This window comes from Leclercia barmai, from assembly GCF_049312895.1.
Classification (GTDB): Bacteria; Pseudomonadota; Gammaproteobacteria; order Enterobacterales; family Enterobacteriaceae; genus Enterobacter; species Enterobacter barmai.
On record NZ_JBMNWZ010000003.1, the window covers coordinates 272,784 to 285,047 of the forward strand.

Consider the following 12,264-nt stretch of genomic DNA (forward strand, 5'->3'; position numbering starts at 1 on the left):
GCGGGAGGTAAACATGCAACATGATGAACAACGCCTGCGTTTTCGCGACGCGATGGCCAGCCTCTCTGCGGCGGTCAATGTCATTACCACCGACGGCGAAGCCGGACGCTGTGGCATCACTGCTACCGCCGTCTGCTCGGTAACGGATACCCCACCGTCGGTGATGGTGTGCCTGAATGCCAACAGCGCCATGAACCCGGTTTTCCAGGGGAACGGTAAGCTGTGCATTAACGTGCTCAACCACGAACAGGAGCTGATGGCGCGGCATTTTGCCGGAATGACCGGTATGGCGATGGAGGAGCGGTTCACCCTCTCCTGCTGGCAAAAAGGGGCGCTGGCCCAGCCGGTGTTAAGCGGAGCGCTGGCGAGCCTGGAAGGTGAGATTAGCCAGGTACAGACCATCGGCACCCACCTGGTCTACCTGGTGGCAATCAAAAATATCCACTTAAGTGAGGACGGACACGGGCTGATTTACTTTAAACGCAGATTTCATCCGGTGTTAATTGAGCAAGAATTAACCGTTTAATTCCCTCCCCCAGCCAGCCGCCTTCGCGGCTGGCTATTTTTCATACGATTTAGTTTACCTTAGAAATAATCACTGACATTAATTCTCATAGCCCAATAAGAATTTTCTCGCCCCCACCAGAGTTAATAGGCTTTTGCTATTTTTCCGCGATCGATACGCAAATTGAATGAATTTCAAATGACAGAATCGTCCTAATTATGTAATCTCCGTCACGCAAACATTTTAGTGAATAATAAAAGTCAAATTAGTTGTTGGCTGAATAGTACCCCTGCGTCATTACAATAAAAGCTGCGCAATTTTTAGCCGGAATGGGACTTTTCCGTGCGGTAGCCTACCCTTTTTTTGGATTCTCTTACTTACGCCTGCGTTTTTGCAACTCCTGCGCCTGCAAGATTTCTCCGCTGATTTGCTATTAAAATCAGCCGAATATCATCAAAGTTTTATTTCACATTCCAGTTTTAGAATTGTTGGAAAATATTGATCTTATGAAGAATGCAACTCGCCTTCTGGTGATTTCGCTCGCCCTCATGCTGAGTGGCTGCGCATATTCCCCGAAGCAGGTTGAAGCGTCCCGACCGCTTGTGAATCAGACTGCTTCTACCGACCTCCAGGCTATGGCAGCCAACCTGCAACAACCTCTGAACACGCTGCCGCAGGGCGCATCGCTCAGCGCCAATGGCAATACCTACACTTTAGGCCAGCGCTATGTCTCTGCCCTTGGGCTGGAATGCATTGAACTGCTGCGTAACCGCAACTACAACCAGTCCCAGCGCGGTGTGACCTGCAAGAACGGTGATACCTGGTATCTGGTACCACAGCTGGAACAGGCTTCCGCCAGTAACCTGCTTGCCGTGCAATAATTTTGAAGAGAAATGTTGTGAAGATAACGAATTTACGGCAATTGAGTGCCGTTCTGTTGCTGGCCTGCGTCTCCTGCGCATCTTTAGCCGCCCCCACCCAGCAAGAAGCCCAGGCTTTTGGGATGAACACCCCGGCAGATAACGGCGATGGCCGACTGCAACTTGGCGGCGAGCAGGCGATGAGCGGCCAGGCGAACACCTCCTCCACCACCGGGACTTTCGCGCAGCAAAACCGTCAGGGCATGTTACTGCCGGGCGAGTCCGACGTGCGTAAATTACTCCCGCAGTCCGAGTCCGGCCTGCCCCCTCCTTACGGTGCCAACCTGTTTGCCGGTGGCTATGAAACCGAGCGCAGCGACGGCCTGAACGATAATTACCTGATTGCCCCCGGCGACAAGCTGAATATCTGGATCTGGGGCGCAGTAAATTTCTCCAACGTCGTGACCGTGGATAATCAGGGTAATATTTTCATTCCTGATGTCGGGCCAATTAACGTTAAAAACGTTGCGGCGAGCAAGGTTAATAACTTAGTCACCAGCCATATCAGCGAAGTATTCACCAATAACGTTAATGTTTACGTTAATTTATTGACCGCGACGCCGGTCAGCGTATATGTCACCGGGCCGGTGATCCGCCCTGGACAATATGCCGGACAGTCATCCGACAGCGTTTTATATTTTCTGAAACGCGCGGGAGGGATCGACTCCGACCGCGGAAGCTATCGCCATATTAAAGTATTGCGCCAGAACCGCGTGATCCAGCAGATCGACCTTTACGAGTTTATGCAGCAGGGCAGAATGCCGAAGCTGTCGCTGAAAGATCAGGACGTGATCCTGGTTGAACCGCAGGGGCCGATGATCAACGTGGCGGGGAAAGTGCGTAACCCGTTCCGTTTCGAGCTGAAGAACAGCACCGCGCTGGGCTCTGAACTGATCGACTATGCCCTGCCGCTCGCCAAGGTCAGCCATGTGGGCGTGATTGGCGATCGCTCCAACGGTCCGTTCTCGGTCTATATGCCGTATAAAGATTTCGACCGCATTCAGCTGAGCGACGGCGACAAAGTGCTGTTCAACGACGACATGCATGCGCAGGTGTACGACGTGCAGGTGATGGGCAGCTACCGTGGGCCGTCTTACTTCACCGTGCGTAAAGAGACCCGTCTGCACGATCTGCTGAACCACATCCCGATTGACCCGAACATGGCGGATTACGGCTCGATCTACATCATGCGTAAGAGCGTGGCCGCGCGGCAGAAAGAGATGCTGGAAGACTCCCTCAACCGCCTGGAGCGCAGCGTGTTTACCGCGCCAGCCAGCTCCGACGGTGAAGCCTCCATCCGTACCAAAGAAGCCGAACTGGTGATGCGCTTTGTGGAAAAAGCCCGCAAGATCCAGCCGCTGGGTAAAGTGGTGGTGTCAGATAAGGGCGTGATCGCCAACATCCTGCTGGAACAGGGCGACCAGATTGTGATCCCGAACAAAACCGACCTGATTCAGGTGGGTGGCGAAGTGATGATGCCGCAGGCGGTGGTATTCAACAAAAACGCCAGCCTGGAAGACTACGTGGCCTGGGCAGGCGGCTTTACCGACCGTGCTAACGACAGTCGTATTGCCGTGGTACATGCCAACGGGCTGATGGAGTTTAAAGACGGCGGTGATGTGATGCCGGGCGATCAGATTCTGGTCATGCCGAAAGTGGACAGCAAAATGATGCAGTCCATCAAGGACATCACCCAGGTCATCTATCAGGTTGCCGTGGCGGCCAACGTGGTCCTGAATTAACCCTCAAAGCGGGCTCGCTTTCTCGCGGGCCCGTTCTGTTACATCGGCCTTCTTATGCTTAAACCTGTTCTCAATCAAACGCCCCGCAGCTCGTTCCAGGTGCTGCGCGATGTGACGTTTGGCCTGCTTATTCGTGAACTGAAAACGAGATTTGGGAGTTACCGGCTGGGGTATGCCTGGGCGCTGTTGGATCCGTTGTTGATGATTGGTTTGTTTAGCGCGATTTTTGGGATGCGTAGTCAAAGTGGATTTGGCGGTGTACCTGTGCAGGTCTTCATTACTGCAGGTTATTTGCCATTCATGTTTTTCAACAAAGTAGTCAGCCAGTTGAAGTCGGCGGTTGGTGCCAATATGGGACTATTTTGTTATCGACAGGTGACCCCCTTCGCGACTTTTGTTGCTCGCTTTATTCTCGAAGTCATCATTGGGTTGGTGGTGGGTTGCGTTCTGGTATTAGGATTAATTTGGTTTGGTTTTGATGCTATTCCTAGCGACCCTTTACAAGTAATTATTATCTATTTCCTATTAATGATCTTTTCATTTTCGTTAGGCATCGTTTTTTGCGTGCTAGGCAATTTATTCAAAGAAGCCAATAAGTTTCTCGATTTACTGATGATGCCGCTTATGTTTATCTCATGCGTCATGTATCCCCTTGCAACCGTACCTGCGCAGTTTCAGCATTGGTTCTTGTGGAACCCACTTGTACATGCAGTTGAGCTGATTCGAGCGGGTTGGATTGCCGGTTATACCAGCCCGAATGTCAGTTGGATGTATTTATCCGTGGTTACCTTAGTGTTGCTGACCTTTGCGATGAGTTGCTACCGTCTGAGCCATCGTCGCCTGATTGCCAGCTAAAGCGAATTACGATGATCATTTTAGATAACGTCTCAAAGTATTATCCCACCAAGTTTGGTCGAAACTATGTATTACGCGATGTGAGCATCACACTGCCCCGCGACCGCAATATCGGTATTTTGGGTGCCAACGGAGCTGGTAAATCGACCTTGCTGCGTTTGCTGGGCGGGATGGATACGCCAAGCAAAGGAAAAGTAACACGTCATTGTCGTGTCTCATGGCCACTTGCATTAGGGGGCGGATTTCAGGGAAGTATGACCGGACGCGAAAACACCCGTTTTGTGTGCCGTATACATGGTGTTCGTGATACTCAGGCTATTGAAGAGTGGGTAAAAGAGTTTTCAGAAATCGGTCAGCATTTCGAACTGCCGATTAAAGCCTACTCCAGCGGCATGAAATCAAAATTCTCTTTTGCTGTCAGTATGGCCTTTGATTTTGAAATCTACCTGACCGATGAAATCACCTCCGTAGGTGATGCCCGTTTTAAACAGAAATGCATTGATGTTTTTAACCAAAAACGCGAGACCGCCAGCCTGATTATGGTGTCACACGATATGAAGAATTTACGTCAACAATGTGATATGGGCATTTTGCTACGAAACAGTACCCTTGAGATATTCGACAATATTGACGACGCCATCCGTATTTATCAGAATTTATAACAAGTTAAAATCATGACTCAGCCAATTCGTTCCAACAAATCCTCCGGCTTGATGCGCAAGCTAAATAAATTAAAAACGAAACCAAAACATTTTATTGTCGATTCTAAAGGTTATCGCCTTGCCCAGCACTCCTGGAAACAGAGCCTCAAACTTGGTAGCTTCCAGTGGGTAGTGGCCTGCTTTGCTATCGCAGTTATCTATTTTGGATTTATTGCTTCAGATCGTTATGTGAGCCGGGCAGAGTTAGTAGTTAAGCAAGCAGACCAGATTAAAATGTTGCCTGATGCCCTATCGATGTTAGGGCTGGGCGGCAACAATCATCAGGATGTGCTGCTGATTCAGGACTATCTTAAATCTGCCGATCTTCTTAACAAGCTAGATAAAGAGCTAGGTCTGAAAGCTCATTATCAAAGCCACAAAGTCGATTACTTCTCTCGCCTTCCAGACAATGTCAGCCGCGAAGAATTTCTTAAATACTACCGTGAACATCTTACATTGCGTCTGGATGATATCTCCGGTGTGCTGACGATTGAGCTTCAGGCCTTCGACCCTGCCTATGGGCAAAAAGTGGTTGGAGTAATGCTTAAAGAGTCCGAAGGCTTTATCAATAAACTAGGACACCAGGTCGCACTGGAACAATTGGCCTTTGTTGAAAAAGAAGTTGATCACGCCTATCAACGATTACAGACCGAAAAAGCCAAAGTGCTGGAGTTTCAAAATACCCATCACCTTATTAGTCCAGAATCAACCAGCACGGCCCGCATGGGTGTAGTAAGCCAGATTGAAGCTCAACTAGCACAGCAACAGGCCCAATTAAAACAGCTGCAAAGCTATATGAAATCAACCGCACCTGCTGTTGTTTCCGTTCAGGCTCGAGTCGATGCGTTAACCGAGCAGTTAGCGCAAGAACAAGCCCGACTCACCGGGTCGGATAAAAACTCGATGAATGAAGTGACCGCCAGCTATATGGATGTTCAAACGCAGGCCACACTTGCGGCGGACCTCTATAAAACAGGCCTTATCAGCCTGGAGCAAGCCAGAATTGAAGCGTTCCGCAAACTTAAACACCTGCTGGTTATCAGTCAGCCAACGCTGGCTGAAGATGCCGAATACCCACGTCGCCTTTATAACCTGGCTACCATCGGCGTTCTGCTGTGCCTGTTATACGGTTTGATCGTGATGGGCCTGGCAACTCTGCGAGAGCATCAGGACTAACAACATCCTGTGATTGAGCCAGAACCCAACCAGGGGATCTGGCTCACACGCAACAATCATAAAGTGGTCAACCTGCCGATCACGCTAATTAACCATTGTTCTCATATTGAAGGGATATCCCATGGGCACTCAGCAAAGCAGCCGTTCACAGGCGCGCCTAAAACAAGCATCCGAAAAACAAACAAAAACCGAGCTGGATTTTATTTTTAAGCGCCCTATTTTTTGGCGTCCTTCCTACATTGCGCAATCCGCCTGGTTAGAACATATTCCGTTTGCTTTCTGGTTAATTGACACCCTGCAACCCCGCAAGATTGTTGAGCTGGGTACCCATTACGGCAGCTCCTATTTTTCTTTCTGCCAGGCCGTGACCAAGCTGGATCTCCAGACCCAATGCTATGCGGTAGATACCTGGGGCGGTGATGAACATGCAGGCCAGTATGGCGAAGAGGTTTATCGTCAGGTTTCTGAATACAACCAGCAACATTACTCTGACTTCTCTACCCTCGTACGCAGCACATTCGATCAGGCACTGGAACACTTCCCGCAAGGCAGCATTGATTTGCTGCATATCGATGGCCTGCATACCCTGGAAGCTGTACGTCATGATTTTGAGAGCTGGTTGCCGAAGCTCTCTAATAGAGCCGTTGTCATCATGCATGACACCAACGTACGTGAGCGCGGCTTTGGAGTATTCCAGCTTCTGGATGAGCTTAAGCAGCAGTACCCTCATTTTGAGTTTGCCCATGGGCACGGGCTGGGCGTGATTGGTGTCGGCAGCGAGCAGTCATCAGAGATGATGAGCCTGTATGGTCTCTCAGATAATCCATCTGCTACCAGACAGGTACAGGAAGTCTTCTCTCGTCTGGGTAAAGCCTGTGGTTATAGCTGGGAAAACAGCGAAATAAAGCGCCAGATGGTTGCGCTGCAAGCAAGCCAGCAAGCAGAAACCCAGGATGTGATGGAGCAACAGGCCCTGGAAAGGGGACGTCTGGCGGAACGCATCACCGCTCAGCACCACACCATTAAAGCGCTGGAAGAAAAGCTCGCGCAACAGGCCGATCAAACCACTGAACTCTCCCATCAGAAGCAGCAGGTCAGCGCGTTAACCGCAGAGTTAGAAAAATCCAACCAGCATGCCGCCAAACTGCAAACGACCCTCACCCTTTGTGAACAACAACGAGACGAAGGTCTGGCAAATCAGCAAAACCTGGAAACTCTGCTTGCAGAAACTCGAGAGCAATTTACCCAGGCGGTTGCCGAACGTGACCTGATTGCACAAGAAAAGCACACACTGCAGGAACAACAAACAGAAGCGCAGGAACAGCAGAACGTCCTGCAACAGCAACTGCATGAGCAAACATTGCACCTTAATGAAGAAACTCAGCGTGCCGCGCAACTGACCCTCGCGCTTAATAAAAACAACGTGGTGCTTAGTGAGTATTCACTACAGCTCAGCGCATTGCAGCAGCAGATTGATGAGCTGACTACCGCACTGACTGCAGCACATCAGCAGCAGGATCAACTCAGCCAGACTCTGGCGACCGAAGCCAGCCACTGGCAACAGCAGAAACAAACACTGACTGAAGCGCATGACGAGCTACAGTCTCAGTGCGATGCCCTGACTACCGATCTCGCGGCAAGTCGCGCTGTGCTGGAGCAGTTTGAAGCGGCACAGCAAATATGGCAGACGCGCGAGCAGGAGTTGGATAGCGCCTTAGATGCTCGTGATCGCGAAATTAATCATCTGACCCAGAGCCTCGCAGAAAGCACTCAGACAATTGATAAGCAGAATAATGAGCTTGAGTTGGCCCGTGATGAACTCGCGGTATTGCTGCAGCGACACCATGCAGAACAAGCGGAATCTCAGCAACAGTTGAGCCAGCTAAATCAAAGCCTGAGCGAACGGTTTACTGAGATCGCAACGCTGACCCAATGGCTTGAAGAGCGTGAGCAGACGTCAGTAAATGAACAGAGAAAACTGACAGAAGAGCATCATCAGCAGGTGAGCGATCTGAGACAAACGCTGAGTGAACAGGCTACTGAGATCGCAACACTAACCCGCACCCTGGAAGAGCGTGACCATGCAGCAATTAAAGCGGCTGTAGAATACAACGATCATCAGCAAGCATGGCTTAAAGAGCAAGCCAGCCTGGCCCAGACTAATACAGACCTGCAACAGCAGCTGACGACCCTCAAGCAGCAAGCCACGCAGCAGCAAGCTCAGCTTGGGTCGCGTATTAATGATCTGGTTAAGCAAAACGAAGCGCTGGAATCCAGTGTCAGCGAACGTTTCCGCGAACTGGCAACCATGACACGCCATACCGAGCAATTAACTCGCGAACTGCAACAAAAAGAACAGCAACTCCAGAAAGCAAAAGATCGCGCTCAAAACCTGAAGCAGACCGTGTCCTGGAAACTGACCGCCCCCGTGCGCGCCCTGGGCCGCACATTTAAAGAAAATCCAACAGCTACACCAGCGGTTTCCATGAGCAATGCAGAACGTATTGCGGCATCTGGCCTGTTCGACGAACTCTGGTATTCGCATCGTTATCCGGAAGTTGCGGACTCCGGTCTGTCGGCTCTTGAGCACTTTATCCAGATTGGTGCTGATAAAGGTTATAGCCCGAGTGCTTTATTTGATACGCGCTGGTACTTGCAGACTTATGCGGACGTAGCGCAAGGCTCTATCAATCCATTACTTCATTACATACTGCACGGAAAGGCAGAACAGCGTCATTGCCTGCCAGACAACACGAGAAAATAACAATGACAGTTGAATACAACAAGGACGAGCTGCTCACGCATTTTGATGAGCAATGGTATTTACAGACCTATCGGGACGTAAGCCAGACAGGATTACCTGCCAGAGAGCATTTCAAACGCTATGGTACGCTGCTGGGACGTAAACCCTGTGCTGACTGGGTAATTTCGGCACTAAGTCCAGTGGCACCAGCAGTACATCTGCCATGGATCGCACTGAACCAACTTTCCGTAGATCCTGAGCGCATGCATGGGTGGACTTCAGAAGGGAATGACCCTTATTTCATCCTTGATTTAGAGCACCTGTCTCAAACAGGAAAAGGGTGGTATCAGTTTAACCTGACGCTGGATTGCTCAGGAAAACAAGGGTTAGCCAAGTTCTATCTGGATACCGGAAAAGGATTTAATGAATTTGAAACCGTGACTCTGCCCTACAAAAAAGCAGTAACGGCGAGCCGCCTTTTTTATCTCGATTCTCCGCTTGTTGCGCTGCGCTTTGATCCCCTGGAACAAGAAGGTGCATTCTCAGTCAGTCAGTTCGAAATCATGGCAATCAGCGACAGCCAAATAGAACCTGCATTGCTGGCACGCATCCAGCAGGAACACCAAAGCTATCGTGATATGGAATTGACGAAGATTAAGGAATCTATTTCTTCTGAAAGCGGTAGCCTGTCGATGGATCGCCTGGTGTCCCTCTATAACGAGACCTTTAGTTTCACGCTACCTTCCGTGGACTATGAAGAGTGGATCGAGACCGTCGAAACGCCATCCCTGCCCAATCGGGAAGACGTTGCCGCGATACTGGCGACGATGGCTACACCGCCTGTTATTTCAGTAGTGATGCCTGTCTATAACCCGGCAGAAATCTACTTGCGTGCCTGCTTAGATTCAGTCATTGCACAAAGCTACCCTCATTGGGAGCTGTGCATCGCTGACGACAAATCCCCAAAAGAACATGTCCAGCGGGTGCTGCGTGAATACGAAGCCAAAGATAAGCGTATTAAAGTGGTCTACCGCCAACAGAATGGGCACATTTCAGCAGCGTCTAACAGCGCCCTGGAAATTGCCAAAGGCGATTTTGTGGCGTTACTTGATCACGATGATGCTCTCCCAGAGCATGCCCTACTGTTTATGGCTCAGGCCATTAATGCCCAGCCAGAAACGCAGATTCTTTACAGCGATGAAGACAAACTCAACGGCCGCGGAGAACGTTTTGATCCTCATTTCAAAAGCGACTGGAACCCGGATCTGTTCTTCTCACAAAACTACGTCTCTCACCTTGGGGTTTATCGCCGCAAACTGCTTCAGCAAATCGGTGGATTCCGTCTGGGTGTAGAAGGCAGTCAGGATCAGGATCTGCTGCTGCGTTGCCTGCCGCATGTGCAAGCAGACCAGATCGTGCATATCCCTCGTGTGCTATATCACTGGCGTACCATTGAAGGCTCGACAGCACTGGCTTCAGGCGAGAAAAGCTATACCACCGATGCGGGCATTAAAGCGTTACGCGATTATTTTGCAACCCAGCAACCAGGCGTAGAAGTTGATGCCGGTCTGGTACCAAACACCTATCGGGTACGTTACCCAATACCCGAGCCCGCACCACTGGTTAGCTTGTTAATTCCTACTCGTGACCGTCGTTCACTGACTGAGACGGCAGTGCGCAGTATTCTTGAGAAAAGTACCTATACCAATTTCGAGATTCTTATTTTGGATAACGGCAGCGTCGAAGCCGATACCCTGGAATTTTTCCGTGATATCCAGTTAGAAGATCGTCGCGTTAAAGTGCTGGCGTATGACTTCCCATTTAACTACTCAGCAATTAACAACTTCGGTGCGCGCCATGCTAAAGGTTCCGTTATTGGCTTAGTAAATAATGATGTCGAAGTGATCAACACAGAATGGTTAACCGAAATGGTAAGCCAATGTCTGCGACCTGAAATTGGTTGTGTCGGTGCCAAGCTCTACTACAGCAACGATACAGTACAGCACGGTGGCGTTATCCTTGGAATTGGTGGTGTCGGTGGGCATTCACATAAACACTTCCCTCGCCAGCATCCTGGCTATTTCAGTCGGCTAGTGCTGCCACAATCACTCTCCGCAGTTACAGCAGCTTGTTTGCTGATTCGTAAAGAGATCTTTGATTTAGTTTCTGGCCTCGATGAAGAAAATCTCAAGGTTGCGTTTAACGATGTTGATTTTTGCCTCAAGGTACGTGAAGCCGGGTATCGCAACCTCTGGACGCCTTACGCAGAACTTTATCATTATGAGTCGATAAGTCGTGGCGCAGAAGACTCACCAGAGAAAATTGCCCGATTTGCTCAGGAAGTTAATTTCATGAAAACTAAATGGGGCGCTCATTTAGATATTGATCCTTTCTATAGCCAGAATCTCACAAAAGACAGAGAAGATTTTTCAATTTAAAAGGCCTAGATATGAAACTTTGCATTGCAACGATGATGAAAAATGAAGCCGATTCATTAATTGAATGGATATGTTATCATCTGGCTATTGGAGTCGACTCGTTCATTGTTGCGAACAACGAAAGTTCAGACGCGACGGTAGAAATATTAGAATTACTAAGCGACTTTTGTAACCTTGAATATTTTGATTTTGAAACACCTAAATCATCCAGACCTCAACTACCAGCTTTTAATTACATGCTTGAAAAATACAAGCATCAATGTGACTTAATGGCTTTTATTGATGCTGATGAATTTTTATATCCAACGAATGGCGACGTAAAAATAAACACGCTGATAAACAACATTTTTTCAAATAAAGATGTCGGTGCTTTAGCAGTTAACTGGTGCAATTATGGTTCTAGCAATGCAATATTTAAAGAGCCAGGCCTAGCCATTGAGCGTTTCACACAGCACTCATTAAATGCTTTTTCAGCAAATCATCACTACAAAACAATCTTTAGGGCCAAAGACTCAAGTGGCTTTGTAAATCCACATCATATAAAAACGTCTCAAAAATATGTTGTTTCTGACGGGAGTAAACTAATTAACCATCCTACTTTAGGCATAGGCTTATCTAAAGATGTTAATTGGGAAACAATTAGAATAAACCATTATGTTATAAAATCGCTTCAAGAGTATTTTGTGGGGAAATCTTTAAGAGGAAATGCCTCCACACAAAGACCAGTTGATAGAAAGAGCTATTTCTTAAGTTATGATAGAAATGAAGTTACTGAAAAAGTTAATGATACTATTATTCATAATACGTACCTCAAAATAGCCGAACTAGTTGCATTTTCTAAAATAAAGTTAGGCCACATTCCTTTTTATCTTCAGCACTTTGAAGAATATTTGAATGCTAACTCTTATTTTCATATAGATTTACTTAATGAAAGCACAGTATCTTGCTGGGCCATTAACAAAATCGGAACCAACTATGAATTAGTAATTTATAGTGAAGATGGCGAGAAACGACTGCAACCAAACATCAAAAGGCCTGATGTTGTAAAAGCAATACTAGGTTCGGAAAAAACTGATCGAATGCTTTGTGGTTTTTCGTACAAAATAGACAAGAAAAAAACAAAAAATATAAAAATAACTAATGGCTTTATCGACCATAACATTTATCCAGTTTAAGGTCCATGG

9 protein-coding genes are annotated in these 12,264 nt (G+C 48.2%); all 9 read left to right on the forward strand.

The window, feature by feature from the left end; all coding sequences use genetic code 11:
- Positions 1–13 precede the first annotated feature (13 nt).
- The 9 genes from ACOYA6_RS13975 (at position 14) to ACOYA6_RS14015 (ending at position 12,255) form a co-directional block, all read left to right on the forward strand.
- Positions 14–526, forward strand: coding sequence for a 4-hydroxyphenylacetate 3-monooxygenase reductase subunit (locus ACOYA6_RS13975; protein WP_039030503.1), 513 nt, complete (start codon positions 14–16; stop codon positions 524–526).
- 485 nt (positions 527–1,011) lie between these two features.
- Positions 1,012–1,386 carry a hypothetical protein gene (locus tag ACOYA6_RS13980; protein WP_039030504.1) on the forward strand — a complete coding sequence of 125 codons (375 nt, stop codon included), beginning with the start codon at positions 1,012–1,014 and terminating at the stop codon, positions 1,384–1,386.
- Positions 1,387–1,427: 41 nt separating this feature from the next.
- Positions 1,428–3,167 (forward strand): polysaccharide biosynthesis/export family protein, encoded by a 1,740-nt coding sequence (locus ACOYA6_RS13985; protein ID WP_286172782.1) that lies wholly within the window; start codon positions 1,428–1,430, stop codon positions 3,165–3,167.
- 54 nt (positions 3,168–3,221) lie between these two features.
- Complete coding sequence (locus tag ACOYA6_RS13990; RefSeq protein WP_422654859.1) at positions 3,222–4,022, forward strand: ABC transporter permease; 801 nt, start codon at positions 3,222–3,224, stop codon at positions 4,020–4,022.
- Positions 4,023–4,033: 11 nt separating this feature from the next.
- The gene (locus ACOYA6_RS13995) at positions 4,034–4,684 is read left to right on the forward strand and encodes an ABC transporter ATP-binding protein (protein ID WP_039030507.1); all 651 of its coding nucleotides are present in this window, start codon (positions 4,034–4,036) and stop codon (positions 4,682–4,684) included.
- Positions 4,685–4,696: 12 nt separating this feature from the next.
- The gene (locus tag ACOYA6_RS14000; protein WP_422654860.1) at positions 4,697–5,899 is read left to right on the forward strand and encodes a sugar transporter; all 1,203 of its coding nucleotides are present in this window, start codon (positions 4,697–4,699) and stop codon (positions 5,897–5,899) included.
- A 121-nt stretch (positions 5,900–6,020) separates the two neighbouring features.
- Entirely contained in the window at positions 6,021–8,663 is a 2,643-nt protein-coding gene (locus ACOYA6_RS14005; protein ID WP_422654861.1) for a class I SAM-dependent methyltransferase, read from the forward strand.
- 2 nt (positions 8,664–8,665) lie between these two features.
- A complete protein-coding gene (locus ACOYA6_RS14010) occupies positions 8,666–11,080 on the forward strand; it encodes a glycosyltransferase family 2 protein (protein ID WP_422654862.1) in 2,415 nt (804 codons plus the stop codon).
- 11 nt (positions 11,081–11,091) lie between these two features.
- Positions 11,092–12,255 carry a glycosyltransferase family 2 protein gene (locus ACOYA6_RS14015; protein ID WP_422654863.1) on the forward strand — a complete coding sequence of 388 codons (1,164 nt, stop codon included), beginning with the start codon at positions 11,092–11,094 and terminating at the stop codon, positions 12,253–12,255.
- Positions 12,256–12,264: the final 9 nt, after the last annotated feature.